This is a genomic window from Rhodopirellula bahusiensis, assembly GCF_002727185.1.
Lineage (GTDB): Bacteria > Planctomycetota > Planctomycetia > Pirellulales > Pirellulaceae > Rhodopirellula > Rhodopirellula bahusiensis.
Genome location: NZ_NIZW01000001.1, coordinates 600,000 through 625,100, shown reverse-complemented (window position 1 = coordinate 625,100; position 25,101 = coordinate 600,000). Strand labels below are relative to the sequence as shown.

At 56.4% G+C, this 25,101-nt stretch carries 17 protein-coding genes; 10 read left to right on the top strand and 7 right to left on the bottom strand.

The window, feature by feature from the left end; all coding sequences use genetic code 11:
• Positions 1–32: 32 nt before the first annotated feature.
• Positions 33–1,112, bottom strand: coding sequence for a prephenate dehydratase (gene pheA, locus CEE69_RS02450; RefSeq protein ID WP_099259059.1), 1,080 nt, complete (start codon positions 1,110–1,112; stop codon positions 33–35).
• Between the two features lie 339 nt (positions 1,113–1,451).
• Here pheA and dnaK point away from each other — a divergent pair, with 339 nt between their 5' ends.
• From dnaK to CEE69_RS02420, 4 genes are all read left to right on the top strand, one after another.
• On the top strand, positions 1,452–3,389 hold the full coding sequence (gene dnaK, locus CEE69_RS02440; RefSeq protein WP_099259055.1) for a molecular chaperone DnaK: 1,938 nt from the start codon (positions 1,452–1,454) through the stop codon (positions 3,387–3,389).
• A 224-nt stretch (positions 3,390–3,613) separates the two neighbouring features.
• Positions 3,614–6,259 (top strand): ATP-dependent chaperone ClpB, encoded by a 2,646-nt coding sequence (clpB, locus tag CEE69_RS02435; RefSeq protein WP_099259053.1) that lies wholly within the window; start codon positions 3,614–3,616, stop codon positions 6,257–6,259.
• Positions 6,260–6,499: 240 nt separating this feature from the next.
• Complete coding sequence (locus CEE69_RS02425) at positions 6,500–7,078, top strand: YceI family protein (RefSeq protein ID WP_233214531.1); 579 nt, start codon at positions 6,500–6,502, stop codon at positions 7,076–7,078.
• Positions 7,079–7,082: 4 nt separating this feature from the next.
• Positions 7,083–7,988, top strand: a complete 906-nt coding sequence (locus CEE69_RS02420; RefSeq protein ID WP_099259051.1) for a hypothetical protein — start codon at positions 7,083–7,085, stop codon at positions 7,986–7,988.
• A gap of 35 nt (positions 7,989–8,023) precedes the next feature.
• On the opposite strand, the gene CEE69_RS02415 is transcribed toward CEE69_RS02420, so the two are convergent.
• Both CEE69_RS02415 and CEE69_RS02410 read right to left on the bottom strand, forming a co-directional pair.
• On the bottom strand, positions 8,024–11,392 hold the full coding sequence (locus CEE69_RS02415; RefSeq protein WP_099259050.1) for a UTP--glucose-1-phosphate uridylyltransferase: 3,369 nt from the start codon (positions 11,390–11,392) through the stop codon (positions 8,024–8,026).
• Positions 11,392–12,294: a sugar phosphate nucleotidyltransferase gene (locus CEE69_RS02410; protein ID WP_099259049.1), complete on the bottom strand. Its 903-nt coding sequence runs from the start codon at positions 12,292–12,294 to the stop codon at positions 11,392–11,394. Before CEE69_RS02410 ends, CEE69_RS02415 begins: the two co-directional genes overlap by 1 nt.
• Positions 12,295–12,521: 227 nt before the next feature.
• On the opposite strand from CEE69_RS02410, the gene CEE69_RS02405 reads away from it, so the two are divergent.
• The 3 genes from CEE69_RS02405 (at position 12,522) to pgl (ending at position 15,950) form a co-directional block, all read left to right on the top strand.
• Positions 12,522–14,351, top strand: coding sequence for an arylsulfatase (locus CEE69_RS02405; RefSeq protein WP_099259048.1), 1,830 nt, complete (start codon positions 12,522–12,524; stop codon positions 14,349–14,351).
• 25 nt (positions 14,352–14,376) lie between these two features.
• A complete protein-coding gene (panB, locus tag CEE69_RS02400) occupies positions 14,377–15,186 on the top strand; it encodes a 3-methyl-2-oxobutanoate hydroxymethyltransferase (RefSeq protein WP_099259047.1) in 810 nt (269 codons plus the stop codon).
• Between the two features lie 62 nt (positions 15,187–15,248).
• Entirely contained in the window at positions 15,249–15,950 is a 702-nt protein-coding gene (pgl, locus tag CEE69_RS02395; protein ID WP_099259046.1) for a 6-phosphogluconolactonase, read from the top strand.
• On the opposite strand, the gene CEE69_RS02390 is transcribed toward pgl, so the two are convergent.
• The 3 genes from CEE69_RS02390 to thpR are packed head-to-tail and all read right to left on the bottom strand — an operon-like array spanning position 15,947 to position 18,138.
• On the bottom strand, positions 15,947–16,456 hold the full coding sequence (locus CEE69_RS02390; protein WP_008671069.1) for a DUF4112 domain-containing protein: 510 nt from the start codon (positions 16,454–16,456) through the stop codon (positions 15,947–15,949). The two genes, pgl and CEE69_RS02390, sit on opposite strands and share 4 nt — an antisense overlap.
• A gap of 39 nt (positions 16,457–16,495) precedes the next feature.
• Complete coding sequence (tsaD, locus tag CEE69_RS02385) at positions 16,496–17,572, bottom strand: tRNA (adenosine(37)-N6)-threonylcarbamoyltransferase complex transferase subunit TsaD (protein ID WP_099259045.1); 1,077 nt, start codon at positions 17,570–17,572, stop codon at positions 16,496–16,498.
• The gene (gene thpR, locus CEE69_RS02380; RefSeq protein ID WP_099259044.1) at positions 17,569–18,138 is read right to left on the bottom strand and encodes an RNA 2',3'-cyclic phosphodiesterase; all 570 of its coding nucleotides are present in this window, start codon (positions 18,136–18,138) and stop codon (positions 17,569–17,571) included. Before thpR ends, tsaD begins: the two co-directional genes overlap by 4 nt.
• A 117-nt stretch (positions 18,139–18,255) precedes the next feature.
• Between thpR and CEE69_RS02375 the strand changes: the two genes are divergently transcribed.
• Complete coding sequence (locus CEE69_RS02375) at positions 18,256–19,194, top strand: YheT family hydrolase (protein ID WP_099259230.1); 939 nt, start codon at positions 18,256–18,258, stop codon at positions 19,192–19,194.
• A gap of 53 nt (positions 19,195–19,247) precedes the next feature.
• Positions 19,248–20,081: a hypothetical protein gene (locus CEE69_RS02370; RefSeq protein WP_099259043.1), complete on the top strand. Its 834-nt coding sequence runs from the start codon at positions 19,248–19,250 to the stop codon at positions 20,079–20,081.
• Between the two features lie 53 nt (positions 20,082–20,134).
• On the opposite strand, the gene CEE69_RS02365 is transcribed toward CEE69_RS02370, so the two are convergent.
• The gene (locus CEE69_RS02365; protein WP_099259042.1) at positions 20,135–23,005 is read right to left on the bottom strand and encodes a 2-oxoglutarate dehydrogenase E1 component; all 2,871 of its coding nucleotides are present in this window, start codon (positions 23,003–23,005) and stop codon (positions 20,135–20,137) included.
• 273 nt (positions 23,006–23,278) lie between these two features.
• Between CEE69_RS02365 and CEE69_RS02360 the strand changes: the two genes are divergently transcribed.
• On the top strand, positions 23,279–25,072 hold the full coding sequence (locus tag CEE69_RS02360) for an ABC-F family ATP-binding cassette domain-containing protein (protein ID WP_099259041.1): 1,794 nt from the start codon (positions 23,279–23,281) through the stop codon (positions 25,070–25,072).
• The last annotated feature ends 29 nt before the right edge of the window (positions 25,073–25,101 follow it).

Sequence of the window (25,101 nt, the reverse complement as noted above, 5' to 3'; positions counted from 1 at the left end):
CGAGCCGTAACGCTGCGAGTTGTGAATGTCGCTCAGCTTTCTGCTCTCGCCGGTCGGCAGTAGCTTCCTAGCACGTCCGTGTGATGCGTTGCGGATTTCAAGTGTTCGATTGCTTTCGCGACCGCGGGATCTTGGCGATGCCCGGGGAATTCGACGACGAAGAAGTACTCGTTCTTCGTGCCGGGTTGGGGAAAGGATTCGATCCAAGTCAGGTTGAGTTCATGTTCTTTGAAGATGCCCATCGCATCGGCCAGTGTTCCTGGCTGGTGGGCGACTTGGAACAAGAGCGTTGTTTTGTCGTTCCCGGTGGCGGCGGGTTGGTCGTGGCCAAGGACTGCAAAGCGGGTGACGTTGTCGCGGTTGTCTTCGATGTTTGCGCCAATGACGCGAAGGCCGTGGCGGCGACCGGCTGCTTCGCTGGCGATCGCTGCGACGCCGGGTTGTGTGACGGCTAATTTGGCTGCGGCGGCCGTCGAGCTGCATTCGATCAGCTTCGCATTGGGCAAATGGTTGGCCAGCCAAACGCGGCACTGCGAGATCGCTTGCGGTTTGCTGTGCACTTCCTTGATCGCTTCGTGATCGCACATCGCGAGCAGCTGATGGTGAATCGCCAGCTGAACTTCACCAGTGATCGAGACTTCGCCTTCGGAAAGTCGGCCAAAGGTGTCGACCACGCGACCATCGGTGCTGTTTTCGATCGGCACAATTCCGCCGGCGCAGTCGCCTCGACTGACGGCATCGAACACTGCGCCAATCGATGGGACGGGCAGCAAGTTGGCTGCTTCGCCGAAGTAGGCGAGTGCCGCGAGGTGGCTGTAACTGTCCGGCGGTCCCAAGAATGCAAATGTTCCTGACCGCGTCGCTTGCCAGCAAGCCGACGCGACGTGCCGCAAGACACTGCGCTGGACATCCGGGCTGATCGTTGGATCGGCGGACGCGGTGTCTGGTTTCTGTTGGCCAATGAGGCGGTCAATCGAAGCCAACGTGTTTGCCCAATCCGAGTCCGTTTTGGTGCCCGCTTTCTTCGCCAATGCCTGGCAGCGTTGACTCAGCAGGTCAAGGATCTGGGTGTCGATTGATTCGATCGTATCGCGTGGTTCAGCTGAAGTCATGAGAGCAATTTTTCAGGCGTGAGCGAAGTGTGACTGCCGTTTTGGCAAGGCAGCATTGTGGCATGGAGCGAAGTTTTGAGTGGGCTGCCAAAACGGTTTTGAATGATTTTTTTGAAACGTGTGACTCTGGTTTTGGTCGGTGAATCACGTGTTTTTTTGTGTTTGTCGTTTTGGCAAGTGGGCTGTTGTCAGGGCTCTGGCACAGATCTTGCCATATCTGGTGATCCAACCAAAAGGCTGACGAAATGGACCGCTCAGGGGCCGCGGTCGGCCCGGCGAAATCCCAACTCATATCATTTGACACTCACCATCCCGTTCGGACACAGGAGCTCACGCATCATGGCACAAGGCGAAAAAATCATCGGTATCGACCTCGGGACCACCAACAGCGTGGTCGCGATCATGGAAGGTAGCGAGCCAAAAGTTATCCCAAACCCTGAAGGCAACCGGCTGACTCCCAGCGTGGTCGCTTTCACCGACAAACAAGAAACCATCGTCGGCGAACCCGCTCGACGTCAAGCCGTCACCAACCCGAAACGCACCGTGTACTCGGCCAAGCGTTTCATGGGACGTCGTCACAACGAAGTTCAATCGGAAGAAAAGATGGTGCCTTACGGCGTCACCGGTGGAGCTGGCGACTATGTCAAAATTCAAGTTGGCGACAGCGAATACACCCCTCAAGAAATTTCCGCCAAGATCCTTCGTAAGTTGAAGGAATCGGCTGAGTCGTACTTGGGTCACAAGGTCAACAAAGCGGTCATCACCGTTCCTGCGTACTTCAATGACGCGCAGCGACAAGCGACCAAAGACGCCGGCCAAATCGCTGGTTTGGAAGTTGCTCGGATCATCAACGAGCCAACCGCTGCCGCACTGGCTTACGGTTTGGACAAGAAGAAAGATGAAAGCATTATCGTCTTTGACTTGGGTGGTGGTACGTTCGACGTCTCGGTTCTGGAAGTGGCTGACAGTGGCGACGAAGAGCAAGAGAGCCGCGTGTTCCAAGTTGTCAGCACCTCGGGTGACACGCACCTCGGTGGCGATGACTTTGACGAAGCGTTGATCAACTACGTTGCCAGCGAATTCCAAAAGGAAAACGCGATCGACCTTCGCAACGACGCGATGGCGCTTCAGCGTTTGCAAGAAGCTTGCGAAAAGGCAAAGAAAGAACTCAGTACTTTGCCTGAGACCGATATCAACTTGCCCTTCATCACGATGGACGCTTCGGGGCCGAAACACCTGACGATGAAGATCACTCGATCCAAGTTCGAAGAACTGATCGATGCGTTGGTCGAACGTTGCCGTGGGCCTGTTTTGCAAGCGTTGAAAGACGCTGGCATGGACCCCAAAGACATCGACGAAGTGGTTTTGGTCGGTGGTAGCACGCGAGTGCCGAAGGTTCGCGAAGTTGTCAAAAGCATCTTTGGCAAGGAGCCTCACCAAGGCGTGAACCCCGATGAAGTCGTTGCCGTTGGTGCCGCGATTCAAGGCAGTGTTTTGGCCGGTGACCGCAACGACGTGTTGCTGCTCGACGTGACTCCATTGACGCTCGGGATTGAAACCGAAGGTGGCGTGATGACCGCATTGGTCGAACGTAACACGACGATTCCTGCGGAGAAGAAGAACGTCTTCAGCACCGCAGCGGACAACCAAACCGCCGTGACCGTTCGAGTGTTCCAAGGGGAACGCAAGATGGCCAACGCGAACCGATTGCTTGCTGAATTTAACCTGGAAGACATTCCTGCCTCACCGCGTGGCGTGCCTCAGATCGAAGTCAAGTTCGACATCGACCAAAACGGCATTCTGAGTGTTTCGGCGAAGGAACTGAAAACAGGCAAAGAAGCCAACGTCGAGATCAAAGACAGCGGCGCGTTGTCCGACAGTGACATCGAGCAAATGCAGAAAGACGCGGAAGCCAACGCCGAAGAAGACAAGCGACAATTCGAGTTGGTCGAAGCTCGCAACAAGGTCAACCAACAGGTTTACCAGCTTGAGAAGTTGATGAGCGAGAACGACGACAAGCTGTCCGATGATGACAAAGCTCCGATGAACGCTGCGATCGAAAAGGTCAAAAAAGCCGCTGAAGGCGACGACTTGGCCGAGATCAAAGCCGCCTCGGACGAATTGGAAGCCGCCTCGCAAGCGTTCAGCAAAGTCTTGTACGAAAAGACCGATGCTGCTGGCGAAGCAGGAGCTGACGCAGAAGGCGCCGCTGGTGCGACTGCTGGCGGAAATGACGATGACGACGCGATTGACGCGGAGTTCGAAGTCAAAGAGTGACCTAACCGATGCGAGTCGGATGGTTCCATCCTTTCGGCTCGCACGTTTTTGATAGCGGCGAGTCTCGCCCGGCTGTTTCGCAGCCGGGCGGGCGCTCGCTTTTTTTATGCCTGTTGTTTTGTCTCTGGTGATACCGTTCGGCGCGGGAATTGTATCGCTGACCTTTCAAATTGCTTTCGCGACCCACCTCCTTTTCCCACCCACTTCTCTGCTCGGAGACTCCCATGGCTTTTCGAATCGACAAACTAACGACCCAAGCTCAAAACGTCGTGGCCGAAGCGCAGGCTCAAGCCACATCCGCCGGCAACGCCGAAATTGATCCGCTGCATGTTCTCTCCGCCGCTGTGAATCAGCGAGATGGAATCGCAACGCCCTTGCTGGAAAAGATCAACGTCGATGTTTCCAAACTGAAGTCGTTGCTGGCGAGCGAACTGGAAAAGCTACCCAACGCTTCCGGCATGGGCCAGGCTCGTGTCTCTGCCAAGCTGCAAGCAGCGCTCGAGGCGTCGGCGACATCGGCTGAATCTTTGAAGGACGAATACGTCAGCACCGAGCATTTGCTTGTCGGTTTGGCTCGCACCGACAACAAGGCCAAGAATCTGTTGTCATTGTTGGGCGTGTCGGACAACGATCTGCTCACCGCAATGAGTCAAATTCGCGGTTCAGCTCGCGTGACCGATCCGAATGCGGAATCGACCTACCAAGCTCTTGAAAAGTTTGGCATCGACCTGACCCAGTTGGCTCAAAGCGGCAAGTTGGATCCTGTCATTGGGCGTGACAACGAGATCCGTCGCGTGATCCAGGTTCTCTCTCGTCGAACCAAGAACAACCCTGTTCTGATTGGCCAACCCGGCGTCGGTAAAACGGCGATCGCGGAAGGGTTGGCGCTTCGCATCTTTGAAGGTGACGTCCCACAAAGCCTCAAAGGCAAGAAGGTCGTCTCGCTCGACATGGGTGCCCTCGTCGCGGGAGCCAAGTTCCGTGGTGACTTCGAAGAGCGTTTGAAATCGGTGCTACGCGAGGTCAAGGATTCTGACGGCAAAGTGATTTTGTTCATCGATGAATTGCACCTGGTTGTCGGCGCGGGCAATGCCGAGGGTTCGGCGGACGCGGCGAACTTGCTCAAGCCCGAGTTGGCTCGCGGTGCTTTGCGTTGCATCGGTGCCACGACGTTGGACGAGTATCGCCAGCACATCGAAAAGGACGCTGCACTCGAACGCCGGTTCCAGCCCGTGTTCGTGGGTGAACCCAATGCGGAAGACACCATCGCGATCTTGCGAGGCTTGAAACCTCGTTATGAATCGCACCATGGTGTTCGGATCACGGACAGTGCTTTGGTTGCCGCTGCCAACCTTTCAGATCGCTACATCGCGGATCGGTTTCTGCCGGACAAGGCGATCGACTTGATCGATGAAGCCGCCAGTCGTTTGGCGATGGAAAAGGAGAGCGTGCCTGAGCCGATCGACCGTTTGCAACGACGACTGCGTCAATTGGAATTGGTGCATCGTCAGTTGGTGGACGAACAGGAGGCTTCTGCTGTCGCCAAACGTGTCGACGTGGAAGAAGAAATGGAATCCGCGAAGGCTGAATTGGCGAGTTTGAAGGAGCAATGGGAAGCCGAAAAGATGGGCTTGGACGACGTTCAATCGGTTCGCCAAGAGGTGGATCAGTTGCATCATCGTTTCGCTCAACTGGACGCGGACGCCAAGGAGAAGCAACTCCGTGGCGAAAGCCCCGAGGATGCCTACAGTGAGATGCTGCAGGTGCAATCAAGGCTTCGTGAACTGCAGGCTCGAATTGATGAGGCCGAGCAGCGTGATGAGTCAGCGGACCAGTCCAAAGAAGATCCAGGGGATGAGAAACGTCGGTTGCTTCGCAAGGAAGTCACCGAGGAAGAGATCGCCGAGGTTGTTAGCACTTGGACGGGCGTTCCTGTGACTCGAATGATGGAAACCGAACGTGCCAAGTTGTTGGTGATGGAAGAGCGTTTGCATCAGCGCGTCGTTGGTCAAGACGAAGCTGTCACCGCAGTTGCGGACGCGGTCCGTCGCAGTCGCAGTGGTTTGCAAGATCCCAACCGACCGATTGGTTCGTTCTTGTTTTTGGGCCCCACGGGTGTCGGCAAAACCGAGCTTTGCAAGGCACTCGCGGAAGTCATGTTTGATGACGAGTCCGCGATGGTTCGCATTGATATGAGTGAGTTCATGGAACGGCACAGTGTGTCTCGATTGATTGGTGCCCCTCCCGGCTATGTTGGCTACGAAGAGGGCGGCAAGTTGACCGAGGCTGTTCGGCGACGTCCTTATGCGGTGATCTTGCTCGATGAGATGGAGAAGGCTCACCCGGATGTCTTCAATATCTTGTTGCAAGTCCTCGATGATGGGCGACTAACGGATGGTCAAGGACGAACGGTGAACTTCACCAATACGGTGGTCGTGATGACCAGCAACGTTGGCAGCCAAGTGATTCAACGCGTTACCGAGGAAGGTGGAGAGGAAGACGAAATGCGTCAGGCGGTCGAGGAAGCATTGAAGGCGAGGTTCTTGCCCGAGTTTCTCAACCGGATCGACGACACGGTGATCTTCCATCCTTTGCAACAGTCTCAGATCCGCCGGATCGTTGAATTGCAACTGGAGGAGCTTCGTTCGCGATTGGCAGCCAACGGTTTGTCCGTCGAGATCTCGGATGCCGCGATCGACGAAATCGCAGAAGTGGGCTACGACCCAGCGTATGGAGCACGGCCACTCAAACGTGTGATTCAGCGCGAGGTTCAAAACCCGCTTGCATCCGCAATTTTGAAGAACAGCTATCCCGAAGGCACGGTGATCAAGATCGATCACAATGGCGAAGGATTTGTGTTCTCTGGTTAAGCCGATTTGGCCCGAGTAAATGGGACGGTTGCGCCGGAGGTGATCTCCCGTGCATTGCCCGAAAAACAAGCTGATTTGCCTCTCGCGGGGTGGTCAGTTTGTTGTTTGGCGGTCGGACGCGTGCCACAATTGTGGGATCGACGAGCAACGAGAATGTCCGGCCAGAGTTTTCGCCTTCGATAGGCGGATGACGAAGCGATCCGGACATTGACGTTGGAGTCTCGATTCCATGAGATCACTTTGTCCCCATCCTCCGAGGGTTTGTTCAAGATGTTGCAACGTGTTGCCTTGATGTTGACGCTGGTTTGCGTTTCTTCCGTGGTTGGTTCCGCTGAGGAACAACCAACTTTGGATACGGAAAAGTCGAAGATCTCTTTCGTCGGTGCGAAGCCGGATGGCAAGCATGATGGTGGCTTCAAGAAGTTCACCGCGGACGTCAAGTTGAATGTCGAGGACCCCAGCAAGGGCTCGCTCAAGATTGAGATTGATGCGACAAGTCTTTGGTCCGACGATGACAAGTTGACCAACCACTTGAAGAACCCTGACTTCTTTGACGTTCGCAAGCACCCCAAGATCACGTTCGAGTCGACCAAGATCGCACATGACCCAAAGAAAGACACGGTGAACATTGTCGGGAATCTGACAATGCTTGGGAAAACGGTCGAGGTCACGATCCCGTCGATGCCCAAGTTGACGGAAGAGATGCTGGTCTTGGCTGCCAACTTTGACATCGATCGAACCAAGTGGGGCATGACCTACGGCAAGGGCAAGATCAACGACAAGGTTGCCATCCAAACTCTATTGGTCTTCAAGCGATAAGACCGTGGAAACACAAATTCTACTTTGGTCTGTGATGACGCCAGCGATCCTGTCGCTGGCGTTTGTCATTGGTGCTTGGGCGTTTCAGCGATCCAAGCTGACAGTTGGTCAGGAACGCGTGCCAGCGATGCTTGCGGTGCTGGGTTGGTCCTCGGCAGTGGCTGCCTGCATGCTAGCGAGGCAAGAACTGGATTGGTCGGCCCTCGAGTCTTGGCAAATCGTCTTGGCACCGATCTTTGTTTCATCGCTGCTGCTTGTGGGGTGTTCTTGGGCACCTGCAAAAGATCCATCCATCGACGCCAAGAATCACTTTGGGTTTTGGTGGTTGGTCGCGGGATTGGGATCGATCGCCACGGCGATGTGGACCATGCCCACCGGCGATGGTTGGACGGATATGTTGCCGCTTCATCGTCCTTGGATGGCGTCCGTTGCCGGGGCCACCTTGATCAATATTTGGTCGTTGGACCGAATGCGACGAAACGGTGCAGCGTCCTGGGTGCTGTGGGTTGCTTTAGCTGGTTTGGTCGCGCCCACGCTGTTGGCCGCCAGTGCTTACGGTGGTTTGGCGGAGTGGATGGTGAGTGCTTTGGTGGCGACGTTCGTTTTTGCCATCGCAGCTTCGTTGATGTCCAAGTCAAACATCGGCAGGCTGTTTCCAGCCGTGCTCTTGTTAGCGGCGAGCACCACGGCAACCGGTCGGTTTTATACCTATGAGGAGCATCCCGCTTGGTTGTACGGGTTGATCCTTCTGTTGCCGACTTGCATCTCGATCCCTGACGTTTGGCTGAAGAATCGACCGACGTTCATGCGAGTCTCTATCGCGGTCGCTTTTGCAGTGATTTTGCTCGGCGTCATCGGATGGTTCTTACTCGGCGACGCACTGTTGAGTGAGCCTACCGAGGATTGGTGATTCGGGAGTGGAAAGGGCCACAGAGACTCAGAGACTCAGGACTCGTTCCATTTGCAGAGGGCATCGACGTAGGCGGAGCCTCCGTCTCGGTTCCAGCCATCGAGTTGGCTGGGTTCTTTGAGTTGCTGACCGCGACGCATGGGGGTCACAATGAACCGACTGTCGATGTCCGAAAGCGTCGTCATGTCGCCCCATAGTTTTTCGAATTGGGCGACTGGGAACACGTCTTCTTGAGCGTGACCCCAACGTTTCTTGACTTCTTTGAGCGTGATGTAAGTCGGCAAGCGAGCGGCCATTTCGCGAACCGCGGTGTCAACGGCAGACGCATCTTTGAGTGAGTCGCGATCCAAGCCAAACGATTCCAGCAAGGCATCAATGTCGATCCACGTCGTCATCGAGTTGTAATACTTAAGCCCAAACTCGATTCGTTCGTCGGGCATCGCGAGACCTTCGACCAGTCTCGGGCGACCAGCAACCAGGGCCAGACCGCCACCCCGATCTTCCAGGCGGCGCGGGATGACTTCGTAGCTGAGCGTGGCTCCGGATTCGATGTGCAAACCAAACAACGCCGGGTCCACGTTGGCCCCCAGAGTGTCGATGTTATGCAACATCAGGTAGCGAAGTGATGGTTGGTCGCGAAGAAGCTGAGACAGGGTTCCATTTCGGAACAGGTTCGGGACTTCGTACCAGTGTCCAACTGGGTGCACGCACTGTGCAGCGACGTTGTCGGTGTAGTCTGAACCTTCCCCGGTTTGCTCGGCCCAATTGGCGATCGCTGATCGGGCACTTTCACGCATCTTTTGTTGTTGTTGGTCCAGGACCTGTTGAGCGGTTTCTTCCCAAAGGAAATGCAGGTCTCGAACCATCGGAACCATTCGCAATCCAACACTTCGTCCGCTGGAGACATGCACCGGCCCATGGTGGCCGTAGTTTCGTGTGCGATCCAAAACGGTGCGGATTGCTTCGTCGGTCATCCAGCTGGTCGTGATGACGTGTGGGATCACGCCGCCGTGTTGCGACGTGGCAGCCCGGTTTTTCGCGAGGTGTATTTCGAGAAAGCTTCGATGCTTGCCGGCAAACCGGTGAAACGGATGCAGGGCTTTGCAAACGCCGGCGCCTTGTGTCCAGCGGCTTCCGACACCCGCCGCCAACGTGATGACTCCGATTTGTCCGTCGGCAATGGCCTTGGAACCGATGTCCGCCAAGCGGTCGTCCAAACCATCACGAGCGTCGGTGACATGGGTTTCAGCGACGTCGGTGATTTTGAGGTCACGAGAAAGTCGGTTGGCAGCCAAACCAAACTTTCCTGCTCGCATGTCAGCGCGGATCTGTTCATGTTGGGCCCGGTCAAACCCACTTCGTTTTAGAATCGCGGCAAGCGAATCATGGTCTGTTTTCGGATTGTCCTTCTTCTTACCAGCGGCTTGGTTGTCCGATGGCAGAACGCTTCGAAGCAGCAATGCCGCGTCGGCGTCGCGGTCGTTCGGGTCGCTGCAGCGTCGCGAAATGCCGGCCAGTTCTTCGCGGGTTTGAGGTGACAATTCACGCAGCGGTTTGCGAAGCCACTTGGGCATCATCAAAGCGTAATACTTCTGTGGCAAAACAGCGGACTGGGCAGGCAGCAACTCCGCGAAAGTTCCGTGGTCGTTGATTTGGAAATCGTAGACAACCGGATCCATCGCGAACGGCAGGGCGGTTTCCAATTCCCGTTTGACCGACACCATTTCTTGACTGAGCCAATCCTGTGCAGTTTGTTTGATGGTGGGGTCAAAGATGAAACCCATGCCGCCGCCGGACATGCCACCCAGCATCCAGAATCCCCAAAACAGATCCCCGTACTGCTCACGGCAACGCTGGATCATCACATCGGTGAACCGATTGGTCGCCCAGGGAATGATGGTCTGCAGCGGACCTTCGAAGTTCTTGGTCGTCAGCGAACCGAGGCGACGGATGTCACCCTGTTGCAGTGCGTCGACCACTTCGTCGTAAATCGTCATCGCCTCTTGGCGACCGATCCATTGTTCTCGTCCACGAACGAGGTAGTGCTCGGTGACCATCTCTAAAATTGGACCGACGTTTTGGGCCATCCCGCCGTGCACGACGACCAACGAATCTTGCAGTTTTTGTCGGGCGTCGGTGCTGATTCGATCTTCACCGAGGACTTCATGGTCGGGCATCAGACGCCCACGGCTGATGCCGAACTCGGGATCTTCCTCGCCGGAAGTCTGGCCGCAGATGAGTTTGATGCCGGGCCATACTCCGCCGGAATCTTGCCATCCGCCTCCGCTACCGCCGATCCATTCACCGAGGATCGCACGAGCGGCGATCAGGCGTCGATCGGGTTCGGTGAGCTCACCTTGAAGTGATTGAATCTGGCCGGTTGCTCGCATCAAATTGCTGATCAGCGAACCGAGCAAGTTGGTCGAAACGGCGAGTCGTGAACCTTTGGGAATGTCGTTGATCTTGGAGACCAGTTCCAAGCCTTTGCCACGACCGACGACGCGTTCGAGCAGCGAGGCCATGTCGGACCCGCAGCCTTCCAAGCCCGGAGGAACGACGCCGGCCGCGATCACGGCGGCTTTGAGTAGTCCCAGGTAGTCTCTGGCGAAATCGAACATCTCAGCGACCGTCGTGACTTCGACGCTGGCGTTGAGGTCGACGCTGACCAAGCGAAACACCGGTTGATCAATCACTCGCAAATAGGTTTCGATTGGCGGCCGAACCTCATTGTCGCGTCCGCGAACACCCAGGTCGACGGAAACGTTGATGACTCGTGCGCCTTCGGGGTAATCCATTCCCAAAAAGAAAATATCGCTCCAAGCCGAATGCGAGACATCCATTCGCACGGCCGTGGTTTCTTTCAACACTGGCGAGACATGCGGGGTGTTTTCAGTGGGCAGGAGCTCTTTGCGAATTCGGAGTGGATGTTCGGCGACATGCCCCAAACGGAACATCCACTGGTTACCGCGAACGGTGCGAACGCTATGGCGGACTTGATCGGCCAGCGTTTGAAAACCCAGTTCGTGGTAAGCGGACGCGAGAGCGCTGGAGAGCGAATCACTGGGGCCATTGGCAGATTGGACTTCGAGGAAGTCATCAATCGCTTCTTGAAAACGTCTTCCGAGAAGATGTTCGTAGCCCTCGAACGGAATGCTGCCTGACTTGGATTGATCCAGTCGTGGAGGAAGGTGGTAGCGATAGATCGCTGACAGAAAGAACAACGCTCGCACACGCTGATAAAGGTTCTTTTCTTGGCGACGAAAGCGATCCAGTTCCTCGATGTGGTCGAGCAACTCAGCCAGCGAGGCGTTTTCCACCAACGATTCGAGCGACCGGTCTCGCAAGTCGGCTTGATCGGTGGTGATCGTTTCAATCAACGAGTTCATGGAGCGTAGTTCCGGCATCAGTTGGATCCTTCCGTCGAGGATGATTCCGCCGATGGTTCAATCCCCGCCGTGACTGGCTGTTCCGCTCGTGTGGCAAGGAGTTCGACAAGCTCGGTCAGCAACAGGTCTCGATCGCGTCCCGACAGTCCGATTGCCAACTGAGCGATCAAAACGCCGTACTGTTCACCAATGTTGTAGCGACGCCCATGCAGTTGATACGCGAGGTACTTTCCGCGGTGAGGCAGTTTGGCCATCGCATCGGAAAGGGAAGGGCGTTCCATGCTCTTGTCGTCCACGACCTCGTGCAAGCATTCCATGACGGCGGGCGTTAGGACGTGCATTCCGAAGTAGCCGAGGTAGTATCCGCTTCGCAGTCCCGGCGTGATCAGCGATTGTTCGGCGAGCGTTGGGGTTGGTTTCTCGACGACTGTGCGAACGTCATACAAACCATCGAATCGCGGCACGCTGGCTCCCGCGACGATGCCAAAGTACGGCAGGCGATGTTCGCGAGTGGACTGGACAGCAGAGACCGGGCAGGCGTGTTGCTCGGCCATTTCGATCAATTGAGACGCGCAGCTTTTGGTTGTTGCCGACAAATACAGGTGGTCGCCTACCAAATGCAAGAAAGCGTCGTCGCCGCAAAACGATTCGGCTCGCAGGATCGCGTCGGCGTAGCCCAGCGGTCGTTCCTGGTGAACGAATTGGAGGTTGCCGAGTGAGCCACCAGCGGCTTTGCGGTAGTTGTCCTCGTCGCCAGGCTGGATCACGACGCAGATCTCTTCCACGCCCGCCGAAAGCGTTTCCTCGACGATCAGCTGTAGAGCTGTTTTTTCCTCGCCCGAACCATCCACCAAACGTTGCAGCGGGAGAGTGTTTTGGTTGGGGGCCGCGGCGGTGATGACCGCTTTTCGAACTCGCATGGATCGATCTTTGAGAAAAGGAAAAGGCCATGATTGGATGCGTCGACCCACAGAATAGTCGAGGTGCCTAGGACCGCCACCGGATCGCACATATCGAGTGGTCCAAGTGCAGATTCCCCCACGGTGAATCCGGTCAGCTATCCTGTTGGCGTTCCGTCTGGGAGGACTGTGTCAGTTCTTCTGCTTTTGCGGAGTTCGGTTCCATGTCACTGGTGCAAAGGTCGATAGTGCGCGTCATTCCCCTCGTTCGCAAAAATCTTGTTTGGTCGTTGTTGGTTTCGGTTTTCGTTTGCGTTGCGACCTGTGCACAGGCTCAGGCTGATTCGCGACCGAATGTGCTGGTTGTTTTGACCGACGACCAGGGTTGGGGAGATCTCAGTTTGCATGGCAATCCGAACCTGCAAACACCGCACATCGATTCGCTGGCTAGGGATGGCGTGCAGATCAAAAACTTCTACGTGTGTGCGGTTTGCTCGCCGACTCGAGCGGAGTTTCTGACGGGCCGCTATCACACTCGGACGGGCGTGTTCAGCACCTCGGCGGGAGGCGAGCGGTTTGACGTCGCTGAGCGGACCATTGGCGATGCGTTCCAGGACGCCGGCTATGCCACGGCGGCGTTTGGGAAATGGCACTCAGGAATGCAGGCTCCGTATCATCCCAACGCTCGCGGATTTGAGGAGTTCTACGGTTTCTGTAGCGGGCACTGGGGCAACTATTTTTCGCCGATGTTGGAACACAACGGAGAAATTGTGGAGGGAGATGGCTTCATCGTGGATGACCTCACGCAGCACGCGATCGAGTTCATGGAACAACCTCGTGAGAACCCGTTTCTGGTTTATCTGCCGCTGAATACACCCCATTCACCGATGCAGGTTCCCAATGAAGATTGGAAAGAATTCGAAGGCAAGGAGATTGTGCCCGACCCGAGGCCAGAGAATGCAAAGAAGGAAGATGTGCAGCACACGCGGGCAGCGCTCGCTCTTTGCGAGAATATTGACGACAACATTGGACGCTTGCTTGACGCCTTGGAGCGATTATCGCTATCTCAAAACACGATCGTCGTGTTCTTTTGTGACAACGGGCCCAACGGGTCTCGGTTCAACGGCGGGTTAAGAGGTCGCAAAGGCGCTGTTCATGAAGGCGGGTTGCGCTCCCCGTGTCTGATTCGATACCCCGCCAAACTCAAGGCGGGGCAAACCGTTGGTGGAATCGCGGGAGCGATTGATTTGCTGCCGACTCTGGCGGATCTTTGCGACGTGGAGGTGGGAGGCATCGCTGGACCGCTGGATGGTATCTCGCTGCGGGATGCTTTGGTCGACCCACAAACCGAGCCCGCACGCCGTTTGATCTTCACCGCTTGGAAAGGAAAACTCAGCGTTCGATCAAACCAATATCGCTATCACCAAAACGGCGACCTGTTTGATTTGGAGGCCGATCCGGGGGAGACCCGATCCATTGCCAAGACCAAGCCCGTTGCAGCGGCTCGTTTCAAACGGGCTCTTGAAGAATGGGCGGTGGAAACAAAGCCTCGTGGGCGGAATCATTCCGAGGAACAGGTGTTTCCTGTCGGGCACCCCGAGCACGCTTGGACGCAGCTGCCGGCTCGCGATGCCCAGGCGACTGGCGAGATTCGCCGCAGCAATCGGTTTCCCAACAGCAGCTACATGACCAATTGGCATTCCACCGACGATGCAATCACGTGGGATGTTGACGTGCTGGCGAAGGGGCAATTCGAGGTTGAGCTGTACTACGCTTGTCCCGAGTCGGCGGTGGGGACAAAGCTGAATTTGGAATGGAGGCAAGGTGATTCGACGGCGACAATCGGCTCAGAGGTGACCGTGGCGAATCCTTCGGGACCGATTCACTTGGACAAAGACCGATCGGCGCGGGCGGAGAGCGATGAGAAGCACTGGGAGAAGTTGTCGCTCGGCCGGATCGATTTGTCGGAGGGCAGCGGACGCCTCTCATTGACCTGCCCAAGAATCATGGGCGAGGATGGTGAGCCTCGAGGCGTGGAGATTCGGCTGATGATGCTGCATCGCGTTCCCGCCGAATGAGCGACCCCATCGAAAAGCGAACAGAATGACGGAACCGGAAAAGAAGAAATCGCGAATCACCACCCGAACGCTGCAGCGAATGCGTGATCGTGGCGACCGAATCACGATGCTGACCGCGTATGATTTTCCAACCGCGAAAATTTTGGATGAAGCTGGCGTCGACGTTTTGTTGGTCGGCGACACGGTCGGGATGGTTGTCCAAGGCCATTCCACGACCCTGCCGGTGACGATGGATCAAATGATCTACCACGCGGAAATGGTCGGTCGGGCGGCGGAGCACGCGATGGTGGTGGTTGATTTGCCTTTCCCGGATGGCCAACTCGATTTGCTGCACAGCGTCCGTTGCGGGGCTCGTGTTCTAAAAGAAACGCAGTGCCATGCGGTCAAGTTGGAAGGTGGTGCCGAGCAAGCCGAACGCATTCAGGCGATGGTGGGGGCCGGGATCCCGGTGATGGCCCACATCGGGCTTCGTCCACAGAACATTCACGTGGAAGGTGGCTACCGATTGCAACGCGACATTGAGCGATTGGTCGCGGATGCAAGAGCCGCCGAGGCCGCGGGTGCGTTCACCGTGTTGATTGAATGCGTTCCCAGCGAAGCCGCCGCCGCGATCACTGATGCGGTCAGCGTTCCGACGATTGGCATTGGCGCGGGGCGAGATGTTTCTGGCCAAGTGTTGGTGACCCACGATATCCTTGGGCTGACGTCAGGCTACACGCCCAAGTTCACTCGGTTGTTTGCCGATGTCGGCAACAGCATTCGAGAAGCGGCCAAGTTGTATTGCGACGAAGTGAAGGCAGCAAGTTTTCCCAGCGACGCCGAATCATTTGAGTGATTCGCGTCGGCGTCGTCGCCGAATTAGATCTGTATTGATTTCCCCAACATTGAGAATGCAACGTGCAAATTTTTGAATCTTTGGATGAGCTTTCCAACGCCGCCGCGGACGCTTTTTGCAAAGCTGCGAAAGAAGCCATTGATGAGCGAGGCGTTTTCCGAGTGACCTTGTCCGGCGGATCCACCCCCAAACGTCTGTATGAACTGTTGGCGACGAAAGCGTTGCCGTGGCAAAACATCGAGTTCTACTGGGGCGACGAACGCAACGTCACCGAAGACAATCTGGACAGCAACTACCGCATGGTTCGCGAAGCATTGCTGTCTCATTTGCCAGCCGATTCGTTGCGTGCTTTCCCGGTGCCTGTGGACCCTGACAACCCAGCGGCCACGGCGGAAGCTTACGAGAAGACTCTGCGAGAAACCTTCGCGGGATCCGACGTCCCGACCTGGGATCTGGCTCTTTTGGGAATGGGCGACGACGCGCATACGGCATCATTGTTTCCTGAAACCAAGGCGATTGAACAGAACGATCGCTGGTTCGTGGAAAACTGGGTGCCGAAGATGGAAACCTACCGCTACACGTTGACCTCGCCCGCGATCAACTCCGCTCGGCAGCGTTGGTTCTTGATCGGTGGATCGAACAAGCGTCAGGCACTCGCCAGTGTTCGTAGTTCCGCTAGCGACTTGCCCGCGGGATTGTTCCCATCGCGATTGATTGAATCGCCGACTTGGTTTGTCACACGAGATGCAGTGGCGATTTCTTAGAACAGATTCGCAATGGCGTTGATGCACCACACGAAGATCATCACCATCAATCCCAGCAGGATGATGAGCGAAATCACGATCGCCATCAGGATCGGCCAAACGCTGCCGCGGTGTTTGTCTTCGACGTAGTACTCTCGCAACAAAAGCAGATTGCGATGGTTGGCTTTGTAGAACAAGTCAAAGATATTGCCCAAGACGGGAATGGTGCCGACTAATGCGTCCAGGCCCACATTGCCCAGCATTCTCAGTACGAGTCGCGGACTGGCTCCATTTCTCGCCATGGTTGCGATCAGGATTCCGGAAAGGCCCATGCTGATCGCATCGCCGGCTCCAGGAACGAGTCCAAGGATGAAGTCCAATCCGAAACGCACCTTTGTCCCAGGGATCCGGAATCGCGTGTCCAGCAATCGGCTGTAGCGATCGACCCATCGCAGCGATTTGTGGCCGAGTTGCAGTTCGGTCAGCACCGCTGATTCACCGGTGAGCGATTGAGAAGCAGATTTCATAGGTGCGAATGGTCTCGAGATAATGGTTGGTCTGCGTCGTCAGAAGCCTCGTTGCAGTCCGGGGGTGATGTCCAAGTCAAGCGACGCGAATTGTTCGGCTTCGAACTTCTTCCACGCGATCGCGCCCATGACCGCGTTGTCAGTGCACAGGTGCGGCGGGGCGATCCAAAGCTCAAAACCATCTTGATCGGCCGCCGCTTGTAGGTCGCGTCGCAGACGTTGGTTGGCTGCCACGCCGCCGCCGACGATCAGCCGATTGGCTTCGTTTGCATTTGATTTGTTGCGATTCTTGTGCCGCTTGATCGCTCGGCGGCACTTAGAAACCAAAACATCTACTACAGCTGCTTCAAACGAGGCGCAAACGTCTCTTTTGACTTGATCTGAAATCTCCAGCGTAGAAAAGTCCTGGCGTCCGGGACCAGCGATCGCGTACCGAACCGCGGTCTTCAGGCCGCTGAAGGAGAAGTCATCGCCCGGGTCGTGGATCATCGAGCGAGGAAAGGAGTAGGTCTTGTCGTTTCCTTCGGACGCGAGCTTGGCGACTTCGACGCCGCCGGGGAATGGCAGCGACAGCATCGCGGCGACTTTGTCGAAGGCTTCGCCGGCGGCGTCATCAATTGTTCCGCCGAGGTATTCCAGTTCGATGGCGGTGTGGCAAACATAAAGGCTGGTGTGGCCACCGGAAACGATCAGGCCGATCGCCGGATAGATATTCGCGGGTGCCCCGTCGATCAACTGGCACGCGTACAAGTGGGCGTGCAGGTGATTGAGCGCGATGAGCGGTTTGCTCCAAGCCAAGGCGAGCGTTTTGGCAGCAACGACACCGACCAGCAGCGATCCAGCCAACCCAGGTCGATCGGCCACCGCGATCGCGGTGAGATCTTCGCCACATACATCGGCTTGCTTCAGCGCCGTGTCGATCACCGGCAGGATGCGTTCCAGGTGGGCTCGGGCGGCGATCTCAGGAACGACCCCGCCAAACTGTTCGTGCAGCGTTTCTTGGGTGGCGATGCATTGCCCAAGGACCGTGCCGTCACGGCGAATCACTGCTGCTGCGGTTTCATCGCAGGTGGATTCGATCGAAAGCAGCAGTTCAGGTGCGGCGTCCGACGTCATAGTTGGACTCGTCCGAGCACGTTGTAGGTCGGCCCCTGTTTCTCAAGGAAGCTGCCGACAACATGAATTTCTCGGACGTTGAATTCGCCGATTTCATCCTCTTCAAATTTTCGCCAGCGATTAATGACGTCTGAGTTGGCACGACGGGTTCCGCTTCGCGTTCGTCCCACAGTCAGGTGAGGCCGGTAATCTCGGGGTTCGGGTTTGTATCCGAGTGCAGCGAATCGTTTTTCAAGATCCGCGACCAAATGGGTCAGTTTGGATGTGAAATCATCGACGGCCACCGTCAGTACCCGAGGGCGTTCCAAATCGGGGATTCCGGAGGCACCCTCAAGCACCAACCCAAAGGGTTCCAGGTCTTCGCAAGCGTCCTGCAGCGTGTTGCAGACGGCCGGTGTTTCGACGTTGTCAACTTCGCCCAGGAATTTCAGCGTAAGGTGGAGATTCTCGTCGGGAACCCATTTGATTCCGTCTCCTGGGCTTTTGGTTTCCGCCATCCAACGCGATGCTGTGCGGGCGAGATCAGAAGGCAACGGGATGGCCAAAAAGGTGCGAATGGTTTTCATGAGCGAAAGTTTAACGAGATGACGTTTTCAGTGCATCGGTTCGAACCGCCGAGCTTTGTGCCACATCGATGGCGCCGGGGTGGGCACCTGCAAACGTTGCTTGCGCCACGGCCGACCATGACGGTCAATGAATGGCAAAAGCTATCGAGCGGCGTCAAATCAGAAAAGCATCGTTTGCCAGTGTCTGATAACGACACGTTGATTCTGCACGATGATACTCCCGAATCATGGATGGGTGCTCCCCGAGGAAGCGTGTTGCTGCTGCACGGGATTTGTGGCTGCCACGCCGCGGATTACATGGTCCGATTCAAGCGAAGGTTGCTGGCGCTCGGCATCCGCGTGTTCCGGTTGGACATGCGAGGGTGTGGCGAATCAGTCGCGTTTTGTCGTGGCATCACGCATGCGGGACGAAGCGAAGATGTCTTGGCCGCCATTGAGCGGATTGCCGGTTTGACCGGCGATCAAGCTGCCCCGATCGGAGCGGTGGGAACGTCCTTGGGCGGGAACCAATTGCTGCGTGCGGCGGGACGAATCGGTGCGGGGTTGGACGCCAGACCTTCGCATTGGGATCGAGTCGGTCCAATTCTTGCGATCGCACCGCCGATTGATTTGCAAGCGTGCAGTGACCGGATGGAGTCCTGGTCTCTACGGTTTTACAACCACTACTTCATCACACAGTTGCTTCGGCGGGCTAAGTCAACGTTGCAGATGAGAGAAGAACTGGGCAGCCTATTGGACGGTCGGGCTCCAAAGACACTTCGCGAATTTGATCGCCGGATCACCGCTCCGATGGCGGGATTTCCTGATGAGCGAACCTACTACGCGGAGTCTTCGGCTCATTCGGTCGTGGAGCGAATCGATGTTCCCGCGTTAATCGTCACCGCAGCCGATGACCCGTTGGTTCCAGTGGATTCGTTCGTTGCGCTACGCGACCGAGTGCACGAATCAACTCGCGTCTTGACCATGCCCACGGGAGGTCACCACGGGTACACCCAGTCCGACGGCACGGCATGGACCGACGAGTTGGTTGCAAAACTGTACGACTCGGCGTGGTAGCATTGGTTGTTCACCCCTTGATCTGATGTCTCAATCTGGCGAGTGAATGAGTCGTGCTGAACAAGTCCAACAACGCGTTTGCTCTTGGTCGCAGTTGGTGGGTCGTGCCTTTGGTTGTGATGACGGCACAGTTACTGCTGTATCTTGTGCTTGAAGCGACAACCGGTTTCGATGGAGAGTCCGCGGCCGATTGGTGGCTGTTCATTTCGCTGTTTGTGATGTTGCCAACAATGGCCGCCATTTTGCTCTCGCCTGGAGCTAGATGGCCTCATTGGTGCGTTGCGAGCGTTTGTATCTGTTGGGGTGTCGTGATCTTTGGTTTCCAGTCGGGATTCGAGATTGGGATGGTCATTCCAGCGATGGTTGTTTGTGCCATTCAGGCTGCAAATTTTCGTTGGTCTGCCACACCTCCCTGGCGAATTCGTCCATCGAAATCTCGCAAGCCCAGCGTCTCGATCCGGTGGCTGTTGATTTTTACCGCCATCGTCGCGGCGTTGATCACATTGATTCGTGTCTCGGGGCTCAATCGTGAACTTGTTTCCATCGCGAGTTACACGACCCCTGCGGGCGTCCCCGCGTTAATCGCCAACTACCTCGTGATGATGAAATCATGGTCGAAGAGGCTGGGTATATTGTTTGGCGTCTTTCTTCTCGGTGCGTTTTTGCACAGTCAGTCGCAGGCGGGGTGGACGCTGGCAGATGACGTTTGGCGTCAGCTTGTCGGCCAGCATCATTCGAGCCGGTTTGCTTCTCAGATCCTGTTCGTTGCTCCCAGCGCGTCCCTGGTAACGGTCACGTTGATGCAGCTCGCCTTGAAGCGGTTTAGCAAAGGCAGGCAACGTAAGTGGCCTTCAAAACAGCCAGCCAACGTGACGCCGTCGGGATAGACGTCAGCGTTTTTTTTGGTCTTCCCGCAACGGCCGACTGAGCGATTGCACGCTCAGTTGATGCCTTCGAAGGCGGCTTTGAGCAGATCGATTTGTTCCAATTTGTGAGCCGCCATTGACCCGGTGCTGGGGCTGGCCGATTCCGCACGCGTGGCTTTGGTGAACCGGAAACGCTTGTTGAGTTCATCGCCGATCTTGAGTTTCAAGTACGGCCACGCGCCCATGTTCTCGGGTTCTTCTTGTACCCAACGAATCTCCGATCCTTCGGCGAGGCCTTCAAACGCAGCAAAAATTTCATCGGGAGACAACGGGTAGAGTTGTTCCAGACGCATGATCGGAACTCCCTCGATGTTCTTGTCCGTGCGTTCTTGGAGCAGGTCGTAGTAGACTTTGCCAGTGCACAGCACCAGTCGTTTGGCACCTTCGAGTGGCACCTTGCGATCGGGCAAAATCTTGCGGAAGCTGCCTTCCGCGACGACGTCCAGCGGGCTGGTCACTTCCGCGTGACGCAGCAGGCTCTTGGGCGTCAGCACGATCAACGGCTTGCGCCATTTGCGGATGACTTGCCGGCGGAGCAAATGGAAGTATTGAGCCGGCGTGGTCGGTTGGCAGATTTGGATGTTGTCCTCAGCTGCCATGGCCAAGAAGCGTTCGACGCGAGCACTGCAGTGCTCGGGGCCTTGGCCTTCGAAGCCGTGCGGCAGCAACATGACCAAACCGGACAAGCGATTCCATTTGTCTTCGGCGCTGGCGATGAACTGGTCCACGATCACCTGAGCAGCGTTCCAGAAGTCACCGAATTGGGCCTCCCACATGCACAAGCCGCTGGGGCAGTCCAGTGAGTAACCGTATTCAAAGCCGAGCACACCAGCTTCGCTGAGTGGACTGTTGAAAAGCTCCAAGCGAGCTTGGTTGTCGTGCAGATTCTTGAGCGGGCAATATTCGGCTCCGTCTCGCATGTCATGCAGGACCGCGTGGCGGTGGCTGAATGTTCCACGCTCGCAATCTTGACCGGTCAAGCGGATCGGGTGTCCCGCATCCAGCAGCGATGCAAACGCAGCGGCTTCCGCGGTGGCCCAATCCAGCGGACGTTCGCCGCCCGCCATTTCTCGGCGTTGCTGCATGGGCCGTTTGAGTTTTTTGTGCGGCGAGAAACCCTCGGGCAAACGAGTCAGCGAGTCGATCAACTCGCTCAGACGTTTGACCGGCATCGTCGTGTCGACTTCATCGGCCGGTTCAGGGCCACCGAAGTACTCCAGCCAATTCGCGGCCAACGTTTGCGTGTCAGGGACGAACGATTCGTGCTTGCTGGCTTCGAATTCGCTTTCAAGCTTTTCAGTTCGATCGCGACTGATTTCATCCGCTTCTGCTTCGGTGATTTTCCCAAGCTTCAGCAGGCGATTGAGATACTGTTGCCGGACGCCGGGACGACGGTCGATTTCGGCGTACATCTGAGGCTGTGTGAAGCGAGGTTCGTCGCCTTCGTTGTGACCCCAGCGGCGGTAGGCGTACAAATCGATGACCACGTCGCGATGGAATTCCTTGCGGAAGTCCATTGCCAGCGATACGACTTGAGCAACCGCCTCGGGATCTTCGCCGTTGACGTGGAAAATCGGGATCTGCAGCATCTTGGCCACGTCGGTCGCATACGTCGTGCTGCGGCCTTCGTCTGGTTCGGTGGTGAAACCGACTTGGTTGTTGATGACGACGTGCAGGGTTCCGCCGGTGCGGTAGCCCTTCAGTTCGCTGAGGTTCAGTGTTTCTTGGACGACCCCTTCACCGGCGAAAGCAGCGTCGCCGTGAATCAGGACGGTCATGACATCCTGTCGGTCATCGTCGCCGCGATTGTCTTGCTTGCAACGAGTCCGGCCGAGAGCGACCGTGTTGACGTATTCCAAGTGGCTGGGGTTGAAGCACAGCGAAATGTGCAGACGGTCACCCGACGCGGTTTTCCAGTCGCTGCTGTATCCGAGGTGATAGCGGACGTCGCCGCCGCCACGACTGAGTTCGGGCGTCGGGTCATCGAACGACCAGAAGATATTCATCGCCCGTTTTTTCAGGATGTTCGCCATCACATTGAGGCGACCGCGGTGTGCCATCGCCATGACGACTTCTTTGACTTGATGCTGGCCGGCTTTTTCAAGCGCCAGGTCAATCAAAGGGATCAGGCTTTCGGCACCCTCGAGCGAGAATGTTTTGGCACCGACAAATTTCCGACGGACAAATTCTTCGAAGATCGTCGCGTCAGCCAGTCGGGTGTAGATCCGGCGTTGAACTTCGTGTGACAGATCCAAGCGGTTTTCTGTTGTTTCCATCCGACGCTGCAGCCAATCACGAATGTTGCGATTGTCGATGTGCATGAACTGCGCACCGATGCTGCGGCAATAGGTGGACTGCAGCTTGTTCAGGATGACATCGAGCGTGCTGCCCGAAACGTTTTCCAGAATGCTGCTATCAAAAGGACGAGCGAGATCCTGCTTGCTCAGCCCGTGGCTTCGTGGCGACAGTTCGGGACAGGTGTGTTCGAACAATCCCAGCGGGTCCAGGGTGGCAACCAAGTGACCGCGGACACGGTATTCGCGAACGAGTTGGTCCACGCGGTCTTGAATTCGAGCCAACCAGAGGGCCTGATCAACGTTTTGATCGCCGGTGGAACCTGGACGCTCGGAAGTGTCCGCGGAGCTGCCGGGTTGGCCCGAGGCAAATGCGGGAGCCACCACGGAGCGTGCTCCCGACGTCGTCCCATTGGAGACGGAGCCAGTCTGCGCACTCGTTTGGGTGGCAGCAGGAGGAGCGGTGACACGCGCGCCGGCCCCTACCAGGAACTGCTCAAAGTATTGACGCCAAGTTTCCGAAACGCTCGACGGATCACGCACGTATTGCACGTACAGATCGTCGATGTAGTCCAACGAATAGCTATTCATGAGTCCCGCAACGAACCGCCATCGCCAAGCGGCTCGCAAAGGAGGAAAGGAAACGTGGAAGGTGGGAGAAGCGTCAAAAGCACGCTTCCAATCGGGGTGCCGTTGCCGCGCCTGAGTCTACTGTACGGAACCGATCCCGGGGTGGGTAGGACGACCGGGTGAACTTTTCCTCGGTTATCGGTACGTTTGACGCGACGAGGTGGATTTGGGAACGTTTTTTCCGACCGCTTGTCTTTCGTTTGCAACTCTTTCAGTTTTAGAAATTTACTCAGAATGGCCGTTTTAATTCAGCTCCGAGACGCCGAGAAACGGTTCGGCGACCAAGTCTTGCTCGACGGGGCCAACACATCGTTGGTCGATGACGTCAAGGTTGGCTTCGTGGGACGAAACGGAGCCGGGAAATCAACGTTGCTGCGAATCTTGCTTGGCGAAGAAGAGGTCGAAAAGGGCGAGGTGATTCACCATCCGAACCTGCGGATTGGCTATCTGCGTCAGCACGATCCCTTTAAAGAGGGTGAATCGGCACTCGATTTTCTGATGCGAGACAGCGGCGAACCTGATTGGCGATGCGGCCAAGTGGCTGGCCAATTCGAGCTGAAAGGGGATTATTTGGAGGGGCCCGTGAAGGCTCTCTCGGGCGGTTGGCAAACTCGCGTCAAACTGGCGGCGTTGTTGCTGCACGATCCTAATTTGCTGATGCTGGATGAACCGACGAACTTCTTGGATTTGCGTACCCAGATTCTGCTGGAGCACTTCTTGCGGGACTTCGGCAAAGCCGCGTTGATCGTCAGTCACGACCGGGCGTTTTTGAAGGCGACCTGCAGCCAGACGCTCGAACTTTCCCGCGGGCAACTGACAATGTTTCCCGGGAAGATCCAGGAATTTCTCGAATATCGCGAGGAACGACGCGAGCACGAAAAACGCGTCAACGCGACGGTGGTTGCCAAGCAAAAACAGCTGCAGCGTTTCATCGACAAAAACCGAGCCAATGCTTCCACGGCCAGTCAAGCTCGCAGCAAAGCGAAGCAACTCGAGCGATTGCAGACGACGGAGATTGTGGGTGATGAACCAACGGTCAACATCCGCGCGCCGCGTGTTCAGCCTCGACAAGGAACGGCCGTCCGATGCGAAGGGCTAGCGATCGGCTACCCAGGACACGTTGTCGCCGAAGACATCTCGTTGGAAATCGAACATGGCCAACGCGCCGCGATCGTGGGAGACAACGGTCAAGGGAAAACGACGATGCTGCGGACGCTGGTCCACTCGCTCGACCCCATCGAAGGCTCGATGAAATGGGGCCACGGAATCGAGATCGGGACCTACGCCCAGCACGTCTACACGACCTTGGATGAGCGCCAAACGATCCTGGAACATCTGGAGTACGCTTCGGATCCCGAAACAACTCGCCAAGACGTGTTGGCGATGGCGGGCGCACTGTTGTTTCGCGATGAGCACATTCAAAAGAAAATCAAAGTCCTCTCCGGTGGCGAGCGTGCTCGTGTATGCATGGCGAGTCTGTTGCTCGGTACCGCGAATGTCTTGGTGCTTGATGAGCCCGGTAACCACTTGGACGTGGAAACCGTTGAGGCTCTCGCGGATGCTTTGAAGCTCTACAAAGGCACTGTGATCTTCACCAGCCACGATCGTCACTTCATGGCCGAAGTGGCAACCAACGTCATCGAAGTCAGGGACCGCCGGGTTCGCAACTACTTCGGCAGCTATGAGACCTACTGCGAAGCCGTCGAGAAAGAAATTGACGAAGGCGAGCGGGTTCGCAACGCGAACGCGAAGGCGGCAGGAGTTGCTCCGAAGACGGGAGCATCTAAGAGCAGCGGTGATTCACGACAAGATCAGAAGGACCAGCGGAAACGCGAAAAAGAGGTCAAGAATCTCGAGCGAAAAATCGCCAAACTGGACGACGAGAAAAAGGATCTGAACAAGCAACTGTTGACTGAAACCGATCCAGACGAAGCGGTTCGTTTGCACGATCAGATGAAAGAGATCGAATCCGAGTTGGGCGAAGCCGAAGAGCGTTGGATGGAGCTGAGTGCGGACCAATGGGAGTGATGGAAGAATCGTTGGAAAGGATTTTCCGT